The organism is Vallitalea okinawensis (assembly GCF_002964605.1).
Classification (GTDB): Bacteria; Bacillota; Clostridia; order Lachnospirales; family PQDH01; genus Vallitalea_A; species Vallitalea_A okinawensis.
This window is the reverse complement of the sequence record NZ_PQDH01000001.1, coordinates 441,874-460,728: the sequence shown is the minus strand read 5'-3', so window position 1 is coordinate 460,728 and position 18,855 is coordinate 441,874. Positions and strand designations below refer to the sequence as shown.

The 18,855-nt window shown below is 34.8% G+C and carries 22 protein-coding genes; 18 read left to right on the top strand and 4 right to left on the bottom strand.

Annotated elements, in window-relative coordinates:
- The first annotated feature begins 7 nt into the window (after positions 1 to 7).
- The 11 genes from C1Y58_RS02285 (at position 8) to C1Y58_RS02240 (ending at position 7,027) form a co-directional block, all read left to right on the top strand.
- Positions 8 to 457 (top strand): hypothetical protein, encoded by a 450-nt coding sequence (locus C1Y58_RS02285; RefSeq protein WP_105614368.1) that lies wholly within the window; start codon positions 8 to 10, stop codon positions 455 to 457.
- Positions 457 to 1,425, top strand: coding sequence for an XkdQ/YqbQ family protein (locus C1Y58_RS02280; RefSeq protein ID WP_105614367.1), 969 nt, complete (start codon positions 457 to 459; stop codon positions 1,423 to 1,425). The genes C1Y58_RS02285 and C1Y58_RS02280 overlap by 1 nt, the downstream gene beginning before the upstream one ends.
- Positions 1,425 to 1,745: a DUF2577 domain-containing protein gene (locus C1Y58_RS02275; RefSeq protein ID WP_105614366.1), complete on the top strand. Its 321-nt coding sequence runs from the start codon at positions 1,425 to 1,427 to the stop codon at positions 1,743 to 1,745. The genes C1Y58_RS02280 and C1Y58_RS02275 overlap by 1 nt, the downstream gene beginning before the upstream one ends.
- The gene (locus tag C1Y58_RS02270; RefSeq protein WP_105614365.1) at positions 1,742 to 2,158 is read left to right on the top strand and encodes a DUF2634 domain-containing protein; all 417 of its coding nucleotides are present in this window, start codon (positions 1,742 to 1,744) and stop codon (positions 2,156 to 2,158) included. Before C1Y58_RS02275 ends, C1Y58_RS02270 begins: the two co-directional genes overlap by 4 nt.
- Complete coding sequence (locus C1Y58_RS02265) at positions 2,151 to 3,215, top strand: baseplate J/gp47 family protein (protein ID WP_105614364.1); 1,065 nt, start codon at positions 2,151 to 2,153, stop codon at positions 3,213 to 3,215. The genes C1Y58_RS02270 and C1Y58_RS02265 overlap by 8 nt, the downstream gene beginning before the upstream one ends.
- A complete protein-coding gene (locus C1Y58_RS02260; protein WP_242985313.1) occupies positions 3,208 to 3,750 on the top strand; it encodes a putative phage tail protein in 543 nt (180 codons plus the stop codon). The genes C1Y58_RS02265 and C1Y58_RS02260 overlap by 8 nt, the downstream gene beginning before the upstream one ends.
- Positions 3,740 to 5,125, top strand: a complete 1,386-nt coding sequence (locus tag C1Y58_RS02255; protein ID WP_105614363.1) for a hypothetical protein — start codon at positions 3,740 to 3,742, stop codon at positions 5,123 to 5,125. Before C1Y58_RS02260 ends, C1Y58_RS02255 begins: the two co-directional genes overlap by 11 nt.
- Positions 5,126 to 5,432: 307 nt before the next feature.
- Positions 5,433 to 5,561, top strand: a complete 129-nt coding sequence (locus C1Y58_RS26970; RefSeq protein ID WP_278286063.1) for a hypothetical protein — start codon at positions 5,433 to 5,435, stop codon at positions 5,559 to 5,561.
- A gap of 43 nt (positions 5,562 to 5,604) precedes the next feature.
- Entirely contained in the window at positions 5,605 to 5,892 is a 288-nt protein-coding gene (locus C1Y58_RS02250) for a hypothetical protein (RefSeq protein ID WP_105614362.1), read from the top strand.
- Between the two features lie 99 nt (positions 5,893 to 5,991).
- Positions 5,992 to 6,675: an N-acetylmuramoyl-L-alanine amidase family protein gene (locus C1Y58_RS02245; protein ID WP_105614361.1), complete on the top strand. Its 684-nt coding sequence runs from the start codon at positions 5,992 to 5,994 to the stop codon at positions 6,673 to 6,675.
- Positions 6,676 to 6,700: 25 nt separating this feature from the next.
- Entirely contained in the window at positions 6,701 to 7,027 is a 327-nt protein-coding gene (locus C1Y58_RS02240) for a hypothetical protein (RefSeq protein WP_105614360.1), read from the top strand.
- 378 nt (positions 7,028 to 7,405) lie between these two features.
- On the opposite strand, the gene C1Y58_RS02230 is transcribed toward C1Y58_RS02240, so the two are convergent.
- Positions 7,406 to 7,741 carry a DUF1292 domain-containing protein gene (locus tag C1Y58_RS02230; protein WP_105614358.1) on the bottom strand — a complete coding sequence of 112 codons (336 nt, stop codon included), beginning with the start codon at positions 7,739 to 7,741 and terminating at the stop codon, positions 7,406 to 7,408.
- 204 nt (positions 7,742 to 7,945) lie between these two features.
- Here C1Y58_RS02230 and C1Y58_RS02225 point away from each other — a divergent pair, with 204 nt between their 5' ends.
- The 3 genes from C1Y58_RS02225 to C1Y58_RS02215 all read left to right on the top strand — a co-directional run bounded on the left by C1Y58_RS02225 (position 7,946) and on the right by C1Y58_RS02215 (position 11,130).
- Entirely contained in the window at positions 7,946 to 8,965 is a 1,020-nt protein-coding gene (locus C1Y58_RS02225; RefSeq protein WP_105614357.1) for a threonine aldolase family protein, read from the top strand.
- A 314-nt stretch (positions 8,966 to 9,279) separates the two neighbouring features.
- Positions 9,280 to 10,788, top strand: coding sequence for a UDP-glucose--hexose-1-phosphate uridylyltransferase (locus C1Y58_RS02220; protein ID WP_105614356.1), 1,509 nt, complete (start codon positions 9,280 to 9,282; stop codon positions 10,786 to 10,788).
- Positions 10,789 to 10,851: 63 nt separating this feature from the next.
- Entirely contained in the window at positions 10,852 to 11,130 is a 279-nt protein-coding gene (locus tag C1Y58_RS02215; protein WP_105614355.1) for a hypothetical protein, read from the top strand.
- Positions 11,131 to 11,191: 61 nt separating this feature from the next.
- Here C1Y58_RS02215 and C1Y58_RS02210 read toward each other — a convergent pair whose 3' ends face one another.
- Both C1Y58_RS02210 and aroF read right to left on the bottom strand, forming a co-directional pair.
- Positions 11,192 to 12,697 carry a carboxypeptidase M32 gene (locus C1Y58_RS02210; RefSeq protein WP_242985312.1) on the bottom strand — a complete coding sequence of 502 codons (1,506 nt, stop codon included), beginning with the start codon at positions 12,695 to 12,697 and terminating at the stop codon, positions 11,192 to 11,194.
- Positions 12,698 to 12,948: 251 nt separating this feature from the next.
- Positions 12,949 to 13,932 carry a 3-deoxy-7-phosphoheptulonate synthase gene (gene aroF / locus C1Y58_RS02205; RefSeq protein ID WP_105614354.1) on the bottom strand — a complete coding sequence of 328 codons (984 nt, stop codon included), beginning with the start codon at positions 13,930 to 13,932 and terminating at the stop codon, positions 12,949 to 12,951.
- 531 nt (positions 13,933 to 14,463) lie between these two features.
- Between aroF and pheA the strand changes: the two genes are divergently transcribed.
- From pheA to C1Y58_RS02190, 3 genes are read left to right on the top strand one after another with little or no spacing between them, the layout of a single operon-like run.
- Complete coding sequence (gene pheA / locus C1Y58_RS02200) at positions 14,464 to 15,300, top strand: prephenate dehydratase (protein ID WP_157949905.1); 837 nt, start codon at positions 14,464 to 14,466, stop codon at positions 15,298 to 15,300.
- Positions 15,288 to 15,707, top strand: coding sequence for a SoxR reducing system RseC family protein (locus C1Y58_RS02195; protein WP_105614352.1), 420 nt, complete (start codon positions 15,288 to 15,290; stop codon positions 15,705 to 15,707). Before pheA ends, C1Y58_RS02195 begins: the two co-directional genes overlap by 13 nt.
- A 49-nt stretch (positions 15,708 to 15,756) precedes the next feature.
- The gene (locus C1Y58_RS02190; protein ID WP_105614351.1) at positions 15,757 to 16,161 is read left to right on the top strand and encodes a C-GCAxxG-C-C family (seleno)protein; all 405 of its coding nucleotides are present in this window, start codon (positions 15,757 to 15,759) and stop codon (positions 16,159 to 16,161) included.
- Here the strand turns inward: C1Y58_RS02190 and C1Y58_RS02185 are convergent.
- Entirely contained in the window at positions 16,158 to 17,450 is a 1,293-nt protein-coding gene (locus C1Y58_RS02185; protein WP_105614350.1) for a hypothetical protein, read from the bottom strand. The two genes, C1Y58_RS02190 and C1Y58_RS02185, sit on opposite strands and share 4 nt — an antisense overlap.
- A gap of 245 nt (positions 17,451 to 17,695) precedes the next feature.
- On the opposite strand from C1Y58_RS02185, the gene C1Y58_RS02180 reads away from it, so the two are divergent.
- Complete coding sequence (locus C1Y58_RS02180) at positions 17,696 to 18,682, top strand: hypothetical protein (protein ID WP_105614349.1); 987 nt, start codon at positions 17,696 to 17,698, stop codon at positions 18,680 to 18,682.
- Positions 18,683 to 18,855: the final 173 nt, after the last annotated feature.

Here is an 18,855-nt window from a genome sequence, read left to right as displayed (position 1 = left end):
GAACTAAATGGATATCTATCTTTCAATTAATAATAACCAACAAATCATTCAATTACCTATTTTACCAGATCAATATGACATGACCTATCCAATGAATAACACTACAAAGTCAACAATCAATTCAGGAGACATGCGAATTATAGGATTAAAGGGATTAAAGAGTATTTCATTCAGCTCCTTTTTCCCTTCAAAAGAATATGGATTTATACGTGAGAAGACTGCTTATAGTGCGATTACAAATGAAGGCTATTTAGCTTGGGATTATGTGAAACTGATTGAAGAATGGATGGAAGAAAGAGTACCAATTCGCCTAGTCATAACTGATACACCTATTAATATAGCAGTAACCATTGATAGTTTTACATATGGCATAAAGGATGGTTCAGGCGATATACACTATTCCATTAGCTTAACGGAGTTTCGATTTGTTGAAACGAATAAAAAGAAGGTGATTTGATGCATGAACTATGGGTTTTAGACCAAGATAATTTCATTAACATCACGCCACTTATCTCAAAGTTATCATGGACATCTAATCTAGATACTTTAGGAGATCAATTGAATTTCGATATAGTAAGTAATGATGCCAAACACATACCTCAGCCCCCTATTGACTTAGGTAGCATTATTGTTTTGAGAAATGAAGATGAGATCTTCAGAGGTGAAGTCATTACAGAGCGACTAAGTGGACGAGAAAGTAAATCCTATGATGTCTTTGACTTTGCCTTCTTTCTTAACAAATCTAAAGATATTTATCAGTTTAATAATCTTCAAGCTCATAATGCTATTGTAAGAATGTTGGAGGATTACAATGTGCCGATTGGACAGATAGAGCCTATTGCATTAACAATAGATAAGTTATATGCAGATAAGCGTCTATCAGATATTATTAAAGACATTCTTCAGGTGGTTGAAGAGCAAACAAAGACCAAGTATATCATGGAAATGTACGGTGGTAAGTTAAATATTGTTAGGGAAGAAACGGAACCTATTAAAGCGACTTTTTCATTAGCAGATAACCTACAAAGTCATGAAGTATCTCAACTAATAATTAATCCTTCACGTACTAGAAGTATCGATAACATGAAAAATGCCATCAAAATGATCTGTGAGAATTCTGTTGTCTATGAAGAAGATAGAGATGATCTTATCCAGCAGTATGGTCGACTACAAGAGACGAAAACCATCAATGCTGATGAGAAGAAGAAAGCATCTCAATTGGCTAAGAACTTATTAGAGAGTATGGCTATCATTACAGAAGATAATAGTCTTACTTTACCAGGCAATGATGAAGTTCGTGCTGGTAAGATCTTAGAGATTGAGGAATCTATAACAGGTATGTCAGGTAAGTACCGTGTAAAGAACTGTACACATACATTAGAAAATGGTCATCACTTCATGAATCTAGGTTTGGAGGTGGTCTAATGGATGGTATTGTAGAATTAGCTAAGTTATTTAAGGAACGTGAAAATGAACCCTTTATGGGAGTGCAAATTGGATCTGTCTTAAGTACTGAGCCAATTAAAGTTAGTTTAGGCGATAAGATTCTTCTAGGTGCTAATCATATTATGGTTTGTCAGCATGTTCTAGAATACAAAAGAGATTTTAGTAGCTCAGTAGATGATGTGGATAATGAAGGAGAAATAACACTGAAAAAACTATTAAGTGTGGGGGATAGGGTAGCTCTTATCCCTACTAGTGATCAACAATCCTTTGTTTTAGTAGATAAGGTGGTGATTACATGATACCAAGTCAAGGTCTACAGACATTACCAACTCAAGAAGATAATAATCAAACCTTCCGTACTTACCTTTATGACTTTAACAACGGAGATTTTATTTTACGTGATGGTAAATTAGTACAAGTAGAAGGCATAGATGCTTTAAAAATATGGATCGATAAGATTATACGAACACCCAAAAACAAAGTGGCCATATATTTAGATACTGATTATGGGGTAGCTATTAGTGACCTCATAGTAGGTAATAACTATCCACTAGATTTTATTGAAGCAGAGGTAAAAAGAGAATTATCCAGCGCACTTTTACAACATCCAGATATTCATACGATTAATCAGTTTAAGGTTATACGAGAGGATGATGAAGTCAGTATAGAATTTAAAGTGAATCACAGATATGAGGTGAATTACAGTGTTTGAAAATAAAACTCAGGAAAATATACATAATGATCTATTGGCAGAGATAGATGAGGGCTATGACCAATCTGAAGGGTCATTCATCTTTGATGCCACTCGACCAGCAGCTATTGAATTAGAGAAAGCATACATGCATCTAGATGAAGTGATGCAAAAGATGAGTATAGAAGCATTGAAAGACGATGAACTGGAACAAAGGATATATGAGCAGACAGGTCTTCAAAGAAAGCCTGCAACAAGAGCTAATGGATTATTAAAAGTAATAGGGACAGGTAAGATTCCTAAAGGCGCTATATTCCAGACAGAAGCTGGTATTCAGTATGAAGCTGAGGAAGAGAAGGATATTACCAATGAAGGAACTGTAGCCATTAGTTGTTTACTGATGGGGAGTATCGGTAACATGCCTACCGGAATGATCACGGTTATGACATCTACTATTTCTGGCATCGTTAGTGTAACTAACGATAGTCCAATCGGTGGTGGATATGAAGCTGAAACCGATGAAGGACTTAAAGAACGCTACTATGAAAAGAAACAAAGTCCAGCAACCAGTGGTAACATAGCTCAGTACCGCAGTGGGGCTAAATCCGTAACAGGAGTTGGTGATGCCAAAGTCGTACCATTATGGAATGGCAATAATACCGTTAAGGTGGTCATCATCAATGCTGAAATGCTACCAGCTGAATCTGCCCTAGTCGACGAAGTTCAAACATATATAGATCCGGGAAGTACAGGGCTCGGCGAAGGTATGGCTCCTATAGGTGCTAGGTGTACTGTGGAAAGCGCTGTGGGATTAAGTGTTCATATAGCATGTAGCATAGTCAAGAGTACATCCATTAGTGATGAACAAGTTAAGAGTAATATCGAAGACAAGCTAAAACAGTACTTTAGAGAAATAGCCTTTGATAAGAATACCTTGTCCTATGCCATTGTCGGTGCACTCATTCTAGAATGCCAAGGTGTTGAAGATTATAGTAACTTACGAGTTAATGGAGCTACAGATAGTCTAACATTGTCAGAGTTTCAAGTACCTATGTTAGGAGGGGTAACCCTTGAATAGATTAATGGCTTACTTACCAGCCTATGAGCAGAATAGCAAGCTCTTTGAATATATAATGGGAGCAGAAACGAATCAATTTAATGACTACGATACAGGAATTATTGATCTTGATCAGCAACTATCCATCGATACTGCTACATGGGGATTAAGCATCTATGAAGAAGAACTAGGTATTCCAACAGACATTCAAAAAAGTTATGAAGATAGGCGTTCGATCATTAAATCGAAGCTTCGTGGTTCAGGTAAAGTTGACAGAACCCTTATCAAGAGCGTTGCTGATGCATGGACAAATGGTGATGTAGAGATATCCTTTCAAGATGATTCTATTCACGTAACCTTTACATCCGTCAAAGGGACACCACCTAACATCGATGATGTAAAAAAAGGTCTCAGAGATGTTATGCCAGCCCACTTAGCAATCTTATACGAATACGCCTATCTTTTGATCAAAGATATCAACCAAATCATGTCCCTAGCAGAGCTACAACAAATAAAGCTAGATAAATTTGCAGGAGGTGAAAGCAATGGGAAGTAATACAAATAACCTCAATCTATATAAAGCCAGTCCAGTAGAGGATGCAAATGATACATTTAATATTGAGACTATGCTCAATGAGAACTGGGATAAAGTAGATGATACTGTTGGGAATAAGGTAGATCTACAAACTACCCAAAAGGATAATCTAGTGGGGGCTATTAATGAAGTCAAAACAAAAGCTGATGAGGCTTTTCAAGCTGGAGTTGATCGAAAAACAGAAGTGGTAGATGCACTCAACTCCAAGAAAACCATTACAGCATCTACCATAGCCGACTTATGGAGTGCATTAGTACAGAAGATAAGAGATATAAAAGAAGGTAGTGGTAATGCATTAAAAGTTGATGTATTAAACGGTAAGACATTCACTAATAATGATGGAACAGAGTATACAGGTACAATGCCTAATAATGGCACTGTAACTATAACACCTGGAACAATGAATAAAACCATATCTCAAGGTTACCACAATGGCTCAGGCTATGTTGCAGGTGACTCTGATCTAGTTAGCGCAAACATTAAAGCAGGCAAAAATATATTTGGAGTTGCTGGTAATAGTAATGTTGTTGACACAAGTGCTGGTGATGCAGCGGCAAGTCAGATTATTAGTGGAAAAAAAGCTTATGCAGATGGAACCTTAGTTACAGGTACGATGGCTAATAATGGGACAGTATCCATAACACCTGGAACAACTAATAAATCAATATCACAAGGCTACCACAGTGGTTCCGGATATGTCATTGGTGATCCAGACTTAATAAGTGCAAATATAAAAGCAGGCAAAAATATATTTGGTGTGGCCGGTAGTAGTAATGTTGTTGATACTAGCGCAGGTGATGCAGTGGCAAGTCACATTTTAAGCGGTAAAAAGGCTTATGTTGATGGTGAGTTGATCATAGGTTCAATGCCTAATAAAACTGGTGGTTATACTACTGATAGTTTAACTAAAAGTGGTAATGAGTTAAGAATGAGCATTGATAGTGCGGGTTATTTTTCAGATGGGGCATACCTACGATATACTGATAATGACTGGGTAGAAGCTAATATTAAAAATGGTGTTAACATATTTGGAAAAGTAGGAACGCTTAATGAGGGATTAAAAATTGCACAAGGAACTACTACGACACCACATCCCGATGATCCTTGGGAAAAAAAGTTTACACTCACAGGGCTGTCTTTTAGACCGAAATATGTGTTTTTAAGTGTTAAAGATGACGCTCACGTATATTTTTGGGATATTGTATCTGATGTGTTTCACACTGATAGCATTTCCTCACCTTCAGCAAAAATAGTTTACGATGATGGATTTTATCTTGAATTTTCAGCGGATAGATATCTGGAAACACCAGTATCATGGATAGTGTTTGGAGATTAGAAAGAGGAGGTAATTGAATGAATAGAGATAGCTTGATCGTATATGATAATGTGACAGGAAAATTTACTATTATACTGGAGATGCTCAAGGAGATGTAGAATCACATGAAAGACCGAACTTACCCTACATACTTACTGATTATGGTGAATTAGATGGTAAGAGGGTATTAGCAGTTGATGTATCTACAAATCCACATTCATTAATAACAGAAGACATACCCCTAACAGAGGATGAGTGAAGAAAGAATCTTAACCTTAGAACAAAGTATATTAGAGTTAAGTGCTATCATTGCGGGAGGTGGAGCATAATGTTCACAACGGAGAGTGGTTTAGTTAAGTTATGGACTAGTTATATCACGGATGGCAAGAAAACAATTAATGATGTAGCTCAGTTAAGTAATTTAAAGGAAATGGTACAACAAAAGTTGAGTATGTAGTAAAAGTACATTTAACGAACATCCAACAGAAAGGAGCATCCCCATGACCAACAACAAATGTTCCTTACATACAGAAAGAATTGCTACCTTAGAAGAGAGCATCAAATCAGCTCATCATCGAATTCGGGAATTTGATGAGAAGTTGACTAGGCTTGAGACTAAGGTGGATAATCTTGAGACAACTACGGCTAAGTTAGAAGCAGTATTAACAAGACTGGAATCAGCTGTTGATAACTTGGCTAAATCTTTAGAGAGGGCGAAGTGGTACCTGCTTACAGGTATCCTTGGTCCTCTTATAGTTGCACTTATTTTAGCTTATATAGATAATTAATAATCTTAAAGTCTAAGAGAAAATAGCATTAACTTAATTATTTGTTTTTACCCCCTTATAAATAATCCCTTCAAAATTATTTATTCAGGAGGTAATACTATGAGCAAACCTCTTTTAATCATAGATTCAGGACATGGTGGTAGTGATCCAGGTGGTGGATCAAATGAGCATTGGCTTGAAAAAGATCTTAACCTTAAGATATCTCTCTATCAATATGACCGTTTTAAGAAACTTGGCATTCCTATTCAGTTAACACGTCATAATGATTTGTCATTACCACATAATCAACGAAGTCAACTTGTCAAAGATAGCGGTGCAACTTATTGCTTATCCAATCATATCAATGCTGGTGGTGGACAGGGAGCAGAGCTTATTCATAGCATCTATAGTACAAAAGAACTACCTACATCAATTGCTAAGGAACTAGAGAAGCATATCAATATGAGAAGAATCTTTACACGTACATTAATAAGTAACCCTTCAAAAGATTATTATTACATGCACCGTGATACTGGAGCAGTAGAAACTATCATTGTTGAATACGGTTTTGCTGATAATTATATTGATACAGATACACTACGTCATCAATGGCTAGACTTAGCAGAAGCTGTAGTCAAAGGCTTCTGTAATTTTGCTAACTATGACTATCAACCCCCCATAGGTGATGATATTAATGACAGCTGGCTATGGGCTAAGGAAATAGAGTTGATTACTTCAGAGCAGCAAGAAACGGTGGTAACGATGAAAGATCTGGTGGAGATACTCCATAAGATGAATTATTAGGATGTATATGAGAGGAGGTATTATGATGGACAATTATCAATATGTTGTACTTGCACTAATTGGTTTAGCTATAGTAGGTATAACCTATTTAGTTTATAAGAAAAAAGGAATCGATGGCACCCTTGATCTTTATCGAGATGTAGCATTTCAATTAATGCTTTCTGCAGAAAAGAGATTTTTCTATGGTGAAGAGAAGAAAGATTATGTCGTAGAGTGCCTTTATTTAATGCTCCCTACAAAGGTAACAGCATTCTTGACAAGAGAAGATATAAAGAACTGGATGCAAACGCTATATGATGACTTTATTATGGATTACTTAGATGATGGTTACTTGAATAAGTCATATAAATGATATGAATCAGAGAGATTATCTTCTATATAAATGGGGACAGACTACATAGCCTGTCCTCACTTATTATGGCATTTATCTTTTGTATCATCTTCATCATCTTTACTGTCATTTATTTCACAATGACATTCATCGTCGAACCTGACTTTAGCTGAAAATAATGGTATCTTCATTTCAATGTATTCAAGCTTTCTGAGAAATATAATTATGAAGATGTTGATGATGAGTAAAGGGATTAACACTAAACAAATGATGTTAACACCTCCTAGATAGTGTTTAATCTATCCATATATTATCTTATGCTACAACATTCGATAATGTTCGAGATTATTCAAATCTATTTTTGACATAAAAAAACCTCACATAATGTGAGGCTATTTCTTACTCTTCTTCTTCGCTTAATTTCATGAATACCTCTGATACTCTATCGTATTCTGCATCATCTTCAATAATGTCTAATACAACTTCGTCTTCGCCTTCTTCAGTATAGCGATATAAGTATACATCTTCTTCGCCGATTGGAAGTAATGCAATATATTCTTTCTCTTCAGCATCAAAAATACCAAGTACATAACATTCTAACTCAGAATCATCATCCATCGTTAAGACCATTGTAGGTACTTCCATTTCATGATCATGATTGTGATCATGGTTTCCACAACAGCCTTCTTCATGATCGTGATTGTGGTTACCACAGCATTTATTTTCATCAGACATAGTTCATTTCTCCTTAGTTTTATTAATTTAGTGACCGTCTTCTTTATTATGGTCATTATATATGCATTTTATAATACTTTCATCAGATATTCAATAGCAATCAAAAAATTAATTTTTAGTTAACAATAATTCTATATTCTTTGCATGGAGAGATGGATGTAATATAATAATAAAATAGTACTGATGATAACGGAGGAATGATAAATGAAAATGTTTTTGAGTGATAATAATTCGGGCGTACACCCGAGAATCATGGAAGCGCTTATTAAGAGCAATGAAGAGCATGCCTATCCTTATGGTGATGATCGTTTTACAAAGGCTTTAGAAGATCGATTAAACGAGGTCTTTGGTAGAGAAGTTCATGTTACTTTAGTTGCAACGGGTACTGGAGCTAATGTCATTGGAATAAGTGCTTTATTGCGACCTTATGAAGCTGTTGTTTGCTCTGAAGAATCTCACATTGCAGTAGATGAGACAGGAGCTTTTGAACGCTTTACAGGTTCAAAGGTATTAACAGTGCCACATTATAACGGCAAGATCAGAGTTGAAGATATTAAAAGACATTTGGCTGTAAAAGGGAATATACATCATTCTCAAGCAAAAGTCATCAGTATTGCTCAAATTACGGAATTTGGTACAGTTTATACTGTGGATGAGATTAAGGAATTAGCAGACTTTGCTCATGAAAATGATATGTTTCTCCATGTAGACGGTGCTAGACTAGCTAATGGTGTAGTAGCTATGAAATCAAGTTTTAAAGAAATGATTGCTGATACCGGAGTTGACTTATTATCATTTGGTGGTACTAAGAACGGTATGATATTTGGTGAAGCTATTATTTCCTTTAATGAAGAAGTGAATGAGCATTATGGATTTATTAGAAAGCAAGGTCTTAACTTAGTTTCCAAAATGCGTTATATTGCTGCACAGTTCTTGGCTTATCTTGAAGATGATTTATGGAAAACATGTGCTAAGAATGCTAATGAGAAAGCTCAGTTGATTATTGACGGATTTAATACTTGTGAAGGCATTCATATATATGGAGAACCGGAAGCTAATATTATTTTTGCATATATTCCTAACGAATTGATTGAGGTGTTACAAGAAAAAAGTCCTTTCCATGTCATCGTAGAGGGAGAATCAAAAAGCTTTGTAAGAATTGTAACATCCTTTGATACAACTGAAGAGGAAATAAAAGATTTTTTGAGTGCTCTAGATAAATAAATATGAAAAGAAAAAGGGTCAGTCCATTATGGACTGACCCTTTTTCTTAAAGTCAACTTCGACAAAAACTAACTTTATGTAACAATTTCATTATAAGTATATGACGGAGAAATGTCAATTGATATATTTAACATTTTATATTGAATCAGGAAGAGTTCTAAATTATTATTCTGATCAGACCTGAGTATTTGTACTTTTTTAAAGTGATTTTATAGTATTCTACTCATATAGAGGTGATCTGTTTACTTGCTCATAACCTTGTGTTTTAATGAAAATAATAAAGAATAGTATAGACTGAGGAGGAAACACTTCCTATGAAAAGAATACAAGATAATATCGAAAAACTATTACAATATGCTGTCAAAAGTGAATTAATAGATCAGTGGGATGTTGACCAGAAGAGAAATGAATTAATGGATTTGTTACATGTTGAAGAACCAGGGGGATTAGATAAAAATCAGGAGGATTCTTCGTTACATAACATCTTAGACGAGATCTTAAGTGGACTTATTGAAAGTGGTCATATGAATGATACTGTTGTTGAAAGAGACCTTATGGACACAAAGATCATGGGATTGCTGGTGGACCGCCAATCTAATGTGATTAAAGATTTCTGGCATAACTATGAAATGAGACCTAAGAACGCTACAAACTATCTTTACAATCTTTCTCAAAGAGCCAATTATATTCGTACAGATCGAATCGCTAAAAACGAAGAGTGGTTGGCTGAGTCAGCTTATGGGAAGTTGAAGATTACCATTAACTTATCCAAGCCTGAACTGGATGCAAAAGCAATTGAACAGATGAAGAACGCTAAACAAACGGCTTATCCAAAATGCTTTTTATGTAAAGAAAATGTAGGTTATAAAGGTCGATTTAATCATCAAGCAAGACAGAATCTTAGAATTATTCCCCTTCAATTAGGTGATGCAACTTGGTACATGCAATATTCACCCTATACCTATTTCAATGAGCATTGTATTTTATTAGCTGAAGAACATAAGCCTATGAAAATAGATGATGATGCTTTTGTGCGACTTTTTGATTTTGTTGATCAATTTCCACATTATTTCATTGGAAGTAATGCTGGGCTGCCGATTATAGGTGGGTCTATCCTAAATCATGATCACTATCAGGGAGGTAGCGAAGTCTTTCCTATTGATGAAGTGGATTATGAAAAGAAGTATACCTGTAAAGAGAGTGATGTTGTATATGGATCTATAAATTGGCCTATGAGTGTAATACGTATTCAAGGGTCTAATCGTGAAGAAGTACTAGCATTTTGTCAAAAGGTATTTAATAATTGGGTTCATTATGAAAACAACGAAGTAGGCATTATACCTTTTACTGATGGAGAACAACATAATGGGGTTAGTTTACTTCTGCGTAAAGTGGAGAAGCAATATATAATGCATATGATTTTACGTAATAACAGGACTTCAGAAGAAAAGCCAAAGGGTATTTTCCATCAAAGTGAGAAGTATTACCACATTAAAGAAGAGAATATAGGTATTATCGAAACACTAGGTCAAGCTATTTTACCAGGTCGTTTAAAGAAAGAATTGAATGTTATTAAAGAATCTCTTTTAAGCGGTGGTAAAGGGAATCCCCATATAGAAAGTGAACTTATATCCAAGCATGAACACTGGATCAAGTTGATAAAGGACAAATACGCCTCATTTGATTCAATGGATCTAGATGAATTATTAATTAAAGAAATAGCTGATGTTTATACTCAAATACTTCAAGACGTATCTGTCTTCAAGGTGGACGACATGGGTATTGCTGCATTTCATGGTTTCCTTGAAGATTGTCAAGGGTGACAAGTTACAGTAGCCAAGGACCTCACATAAAATATAGAAGGATATGTATGGGAGGTTAGTGTCATGTTTAACCCTAACTATTGGAATTTGTATTATGGAACTAATCCGAAGAAGCGTAAAAAGCATGAAGAAAATAAAGAATTCCATAGTCCTCAATACTTACTAAGCCAACTTCAGCCTGTTGTTGATTATGGATTGCAAGAATCAAACGATAGTGGTCTCTGTCAAGGAATGATGGAAGTTGCAATCGTGGCTTATTTGATGGGTAGAGGATATGATTGTGAAACAGCTCAAGACATCATTAAGTTTTGGGAAAAGAATGAAGTTTTTAAATTCGAATAGGCAAACTAAAAAGACCACAGAAAATGTGGTCTTTTGTGTGCTTAATAGTGTGTAAATTGACTTAGCTAAAGTAAATGCTATTAAATTTATCCGTTAAGTAGTCAATGAGGTACTGCGCATTGAGTTCCTCTCCAGTAACATTCTTAACGATTTCTTTAGGGGTTAATGTCTTTCCATATTGATGGATGTTTTCACGTAGCCAGTCATTAATAGGTTCAAAGTTACCTTCTTTAAGTAATGCATCTATATCCAAAGACTTACTCATCTCGTGAGTAAACTGACAAGAATAAGCATTACCTAGTGCATAAGATGGGAAATAGCCAAATAAGGCATCAGACCAATGCACATCTTGTAGTACGCCCTCAGCATCGTTACATGGGCGGATGCCTAAGTATTCTTCATATTTATCATTCCAGATCTCTGGTAGATTCTTTACTTCAATAGAACCATCAATTAAACCTTTTTCGATTTCATAGCGAACCATAACATGTAATGCATAGGTTAATTCATCTGCTTCAACACGAATTAAAGAAGGTTTAGCTTCATTGATAGCCAAATAGTAATCTTCTAATGAAATATCTTTTAGCTCTTCAGGATAAATTTCCTTAAGCTTTGGATAAGTAAATTCCCAGAAGCTTAGACTACGACCTAAGATATTCTCATAGAAACGAGATTGTGACTCATGAATCCCCATTGAAGTTCCATCACACACTGGTGTTCCAGCATATTTTTCATCAATGTTCTGTTCATAAATACCATGGCCGCCTTCGTGTAATGTACTGAATAGTGATGATGTTAATAGATTTTCATAGTAGCGAGTAGTAATACGAACATCTTTTACGTCAATTCCCATGGTGAAAGGATGAGTTGATTCTTTAAGCATACCTGAGTCCAAATCGAACTTAATAAGTCCCAATAGGTAATTGGAGAATTCTTCTTGTCCTTCAATGGAGAATTTCTTAGTAATAAAGGAGGCATCTATTTTTCGGCCTTCAGATTGTATACGTTTAACTAATGGTACAATTGTATCCTTCAACTGACCAAAGAAGGCATCAAGATCGTCAACTGTAATACCTTTCTCATAATCATCAAGTAAGGCATTATAAGGATGACCTGTATATTCACGATAGTCAATAAATTTCTTTGTATAGTCAACCAATTCTTTTAGATAAGGCTCAAAGATCTTAAAATCGGATTTTTCTAATGCTTCTTCCCATACATGTTCTGCTTTTACTTTTAACTCAGAGAAAGCACGGTATTCAGCAGCTGGAATTTTTTCAAGTTTTTCAATGGATTCTTTATAGTCTTTGACATTAGCTAATATAACCTCGTCTAATTCTTCTTTTTGATCATAAAGCTCATAAACCAGATTTTTCATTTCCGTATCTAACACGGATTTTTGGAAAATCTCAGATGAAAGTATACCTATGTTTTTGGAACGATAATTGATTCCGTTTTTAGGGGCTCCTGTTGCACCATCCCAATGCATAAGAGCTACAGCATTACTAAGTGTATTAATGTAATCCATTCGCTCTCTAAATGCAGTAATTTTCTTTTCTAATGACAATGTCCAACACTCCTCTCCATTTAATAGACTAATGAATTCGACCTTTTGATGGATAGTCATTAGCCCATTTGAAAGTCTAGCAGTTCAGCTATTCCTTCATGAACTACCTAAATTTGGTAGACAACCTTTATTATATAATAATGAGCTTATCATGTAAACTCTAACACCCAGTTTCCTTAAGTTTTTCGACTACTTTCTAATCTAGATGGAGTATTCTCTTATAGAGCATTCCTATACCCAGTGTAAGGAACTTAGCAGACAGTTGTCATAAGCTTTTCAAATGTTCCTAATTTAAGTGATTGTGCGCCATCACATAAAGCGTTCTCAGGGTCATTGTGTACTTCAATAATGAGTCCATCGGCGCCAACAGCCATAGATGCTTTGGATAAAGGCTCAACCATACGCCATTTTCCAGCTGCATGGCTTGGATCAACTATAATAGGGAGGTGACTTAATTCTTTGATAATAGGTATGGCGCTTATATCTAAAGTGTTTCTTGTATAAGTTTCAAATGTTCTAATACCTCTTTCACAGAGAATTACGTTGGGGTTACCTTCCGATACGATATATTCAGCAGCCATTAATAGTTCTTCAATGGTGGAACTGAATCCTCTCTTCAAAAGGATAGGTTTATTGATTCGTCCTGCTTTTTTGAGTAGAGCGAAGTTTTGCATGTTTCTCGCTCCAATCTGAACAACATCAACATACTGTGCAACTAAATCAATGGTATCAAGACAAATGGCTTCTGACACGACTGGAAGACCAGTTACTTCTTTTGTCTTTTTTAAATACTTCAAACCTTCTTCACCTAGACCTTGGAAACTGTATGGTGAACTTCTTGGTTTAAAAGCACCGCCTCGTAGTAACTTCGCACCAGAAGCTTTAACACTTTTAGCTATGGTGATTAATTGATCTTCACTTTCAACAGAACATGGACCAGCGATGATGACAGGATCACCATTACCGATTTTTACACCATCCACGTCAACCACTGTGTTATCAGGGTGGAAAATACGATTAACTAATTTGAATGGATGTTGGACTCGTAGCACTTGATCGACATAGGAGTAATTTTCGAGTTGATGTGGATTGATACGGGTTGTATCGCCTACAAGACCAAGAATATTATATTTTGCACCTTCAGTTATATGTACTGTGCAACCTTTACTTTCAATCTTTTCAATGATGTGCTTCGTATCTTCTTCGGTTGTATTGGGTTTTAATACGACGACCATTTTGATTACCTCCATTTTTTTTTATAGTAATTTTAGTTGCTTATTTAACCAAATAAGCAATAAAAAAAGAGGCTCTACTAAGAGCCTCTTGCCTATCTTCTTACTTAGTATGAGTGGTTGGGTACATATAATTTTTGAATTGCAAAAAAACCAGCACTAAAGAAATAGCCCCAGCTAAAAAAGTAAAAAAAGCTATTGAATTGTTCTTTTGCTAAGTTCATTATATGTTTCATAAAACTCACTCTTTCACATATTATTTCTCAAAATTTACCACTTGGTTTGATAATTACTATATACTATACATGAAATTAATTTGAAATGCAACAACAAAATTTCCAAATCTGAAAAAGTTTATTTACATAAACCTTAAATAGTTGTTAATTAGCTACTATAACAATAAAATTTAAAGATAGTGAAATGATCTTATTACTTGACATAATTGGTAAAAGAGCTTACTATTGATTAAAACCTGTCCAATCTTGATGATAAGGTAGAACAGTGGTCGGGGAAAAACAATGAGGTGTGATGGTATTGGAGAAAATAGGTTATCAAGGTATAGAAGGATCTTATAGTGAAGAAGCGCTCATGCTGTATTTCAATGATAAGGCATATGAAAAACATAATTATTCTCGATTTGAAGACGTCTTCATAGCTATTGATCAAGGGGAAATCCAATGTGGTGTATTGCCAATAGAAAATTCATCAACAGGTGCTATAGCTGAAGTCTATGATCTTTTAAATAAATATGATTGTAAAATAGTTGGAGAGCAATATGTAAAGGTTTCTCATAGTTTGCTGGGAACTCAGGAAGCCACCATTGATACAATAGAAGAGGTGTACTCACATCCTCAAGGATTTGAACAAAGTAAAGAATTTTTAAACGAGTATAGGCATTGGAGATGTATACCTTATTATAATACTGCAAGAAGTGCTAGATTGGTGAAAAAGGAGAATAGTAAAGCAAAAGCTGCTATTGGAAGCATGCGTTCTGCCCAGTTATACGGATTAAAGGTTTTAAGAGAAGGTATTAATTGCCATGGCAGAAACACAACTCGATTTATTGTCGTGCAAAAAGAACAGGATTATAAGGAAAATCAAAACAAGATATCAGTCATTTTATCAACGAAACATAGAGCGGGTGCCCTATTCAGTGTTTTAAGACACCTTGCAGATGAAGGTATTAACATGTTGAAGATTGAATCCAGACCCCTTGTAGAAGAACCATGGGAATATTTATTTTATATTGATTTTGAAGGTAATTTGTTAGATAATAAAATAAGGAGTACCATGAAACGCATGGAAGAGACAAGTTGTTATTTTAAACTCCTGGGCAACTATAAGAAGGGAGACCGACCATGGCAGAAATAGGTTTGGTTAAGGAGATACAAGGTGATGAAGTCATCGTATCTTTAAATCGCCAAGAAGCATGTAACAAATGCCGAGCATGTATACAAGGTATGCAAGAACAGGAAATGATTTTAAAGGCACAGAACCTTTGTCATGCATCTGTAGGTGATCAAGTGGAAGTGACATTAGAAGAAAGCAACTTCTTAAAAGCAGTGGCTATTATGTATGGAATACCTTTTATAGCTCTAATGATAGGTCTAATTAGCGGTTATTATATCAGTGGTATAGTTACTGGCACTCAATCAGAAGGTATAGCCTTATTATCAGGATTCATCCTCTTAGCCCTGAGCTATTTAGGTATTAGGAAGAATGAAAGTAAATTTAAAACAAGTAAATATAAGCCTGTAGCAGTTAAAATTGTTAAATAGACACAACCTCCTTTTGATAAGAATACTTTTATTAAGAGGAGGTTTTTCAATGTCTAGAAAAATGAAAGAAGCAGCATTTAAATATTATAGAGGACCTTATAATTGTTCACAGTGTATCTTAAAAGCAGCTGAAGAGGTTTATAATCTGGATATTCATGAACAATGTTTTGATATGTGTCAATGTTATAGCAATGGATTAGGGGTAGGCTCAACCTGTGTAGCAATAGAGGTTGGACTATTTATTTTTGGTCTTATGTTTGATCATGATACTTGCATTCGGTTACGAGTTAAATTAATGACACTCATTCATAATAAGTATCACAGTATCTACTGTCATAAATTGAGAAACCAAATGAAAAATACAGAACGAGATTGTTCAAGAATAATCGGAGGAGTGGCAGAGATTATAGGGCAAATCATTGACGATGAACTTAATAAGAAAAAACACCTCTAGGAATCACCTAGAGGTTTATTTGAGTCTTTCATTTTTTTGAATTGAGTTTTATAGCTACGAAGTTCTAGTTCAGCAGAGTAATATTTATTGCGCCATTTTTTACCTTCTTTTTGAAGATTTTTGGCTAGTTTACTGAGTTCCTCGTATTGACCAGTGATTTTTTCTTGTATACGTTTTAACTCATCATTTTCTTGCATGAGTTTTTCATACTGTTCTTTTTCAGCATTCGTATACGCAGATTTAAGGGTACTCACATACAGTTTTAATTCATTATTAGGTTTCGTGTTAATATGTATGTTATCCATATCTAATTGGTTGAGTATGGCCAGTTTAGGGTAGGTATCCATAGCACCATAAAAACTACTTCCTTGTAAATTAGGATGCATATCAGGATCGTATAAATAGTGATAGACTTTTATGTTGGTATCCTGTAGAGAACATAATTGAGGTTTAGAAAAGGATTCTCCGAAATCTGTTGAAAGTTGCATATATAAATTATTGTTTTCAAACCAGTTGATCCATAGAGTCCCATCATAAACAAAGATGATAGGATTAATATCAAATGGACATGAGTATGCTTCACTTATGTATTCATCTTCTGGTTCCAGCTTCATGTATTGGGTCACAAAAGTACTATTTTGATTTTGTGTATAGATGATGTGGAAAGTATCGTTATTATCAATACACATACTGCAATAGGTGATAGGGTGTGGCGTGGAAGCTAAGGTATCATAATATTCCCATTCTCCAACAGCTGGATCATAGATACTTAATTGCAATTCATGTTTTTGATAATCTTCCTCGTTAATGGATAGAAGATAGATTTTACCATTGTAATTAAAGCATTCATAATTACTGTTTAAACTGGTTACTGGAATAACGGATTGTGGTGGTTCATCCTTACTTGTGATTTTGTGCTGGATAATATCGGAGGTATTCTCATTAGGATTTCGAGCTGTATAGAATAAGAATAGCTCACCTTCGCAAGTTACAAATTTAAAATTAGATATACGGAAGTTGTTATCTGAATCTTCCAAAATCACATTATTATCAAATAGGTTACTACTATTTTGAGTAAAATGTACCAGCTGATTATGTTTATCTTTGCACACAATATGTATTTGATTAGAATCATCTTGTGTTGCTGCAAAGTGTTCGGTACTCATTGCATATAAGATATTTGTTCTTAAATTTCTTGAATGAGTGAATTGTTTATAGTAAAGACCATTACGTTGAGAATAGTCAAGAAAAAATAAATGATCTGGATTATTTTTGATGATATAGGCCACAGTTATTAACCTCCTTTTTTAGTGTAAGAAATACAAGTTTTGCTCCCAAGGTACCGTACTTTCCTACACATACTTGAAAAGTTGGTTCAGTCACTTTTCTTGGGCAGATCTCATATTCTTATATATGTATATTGCAAAAAGGTTTCAAATATACGAATATTTTGGAATACATACAATAGGATAGTAACAAATAAGGAATCCTGCTCATAAGATATATTGAATTATTTTTTAAGGAGGTAAAAGGTATGTCAAGTTGTGATATATACTTCAATAAGGGATGTAAAGGGAAAGTTTATAAAAGACATGTAGATGATGATTGTATCTTATGCAACGATCCTGATAACCCAGAAAAGAGAGATCCATGCTTGTGTCCTCCTTTAGGAGAGCCCAAAAAATTAACTATTGTTGCACCAGTTATATTCGATGAATGTGGTATTAATCTTTGTAAAGTTATCCAACGAGATATTTTCAAAAAGTATGAAGATGCAGCAAGCATTCAACTAAGGGTCATTGGAATCGACTATAACATTCACTATGGAGAAGATGGTTCAAAAGTTGAATTTATTAAGAATCGTCCTAACTGTATTAGAATTACTCTTTCTCATATCTGTGTAAAACTTGCAGTAAAAGTACTCGACGACAGATGTTGTATAATCGATACATTCTGTATTGATGAGTTATTCTTACCATGTGAAGATGATCCAGAATACGACGAAGAAACAAATCCATCATCAATTACAATAGATTTATATGCACCTTATGGAGTATCCTATATTGATACTTGCGACGAATGCATTCCTACAATAAACTTCTTAGGATTTATTGAAAATGGTGAAGATGCTAGAAATGATGACTTACGTCAAGGCGTTGACTCTCAAGCATTAGCTAAAGTTGTTAGATTTGATCCTTGTAGAGGCGTTGTAGCAATTGGATTAACAATTTACTTAAAAGTTGTTTACTTCATTCAATACAAGATTCCTCATGATGGTATTGCTGTACCACCAAAATGTGAGCCTATCTATGAAGTAACAGAAAATGCTTGTAAAGAATTCGTTGAAGGGGACTTATTAGAACAAAATATCTTACCACTAGCATTATTCCCAAATGATGACGACGACTGTGGTTGTGACGATGACGATGGAGACGGGGATCGAGACGGAGAAGACTATAAACCAATGAATGATGTAGCAGAAGAACCACAAGGACCAAGACCACGAAGACGGGGATTCTAAGAGAAGTTTAAAACTGCTGGCAGATAGCTGCCAGCAGTTTTTTAAATACATGTAAATGGCTTCATTCTAAAGTAGGCTTGATTACTAAATCTATCTGGATTATAGAAACCTATCTGTAAATCAAATTATAAGATATTTTATAGAATTACAAATAAATTACAATTAATTCAATT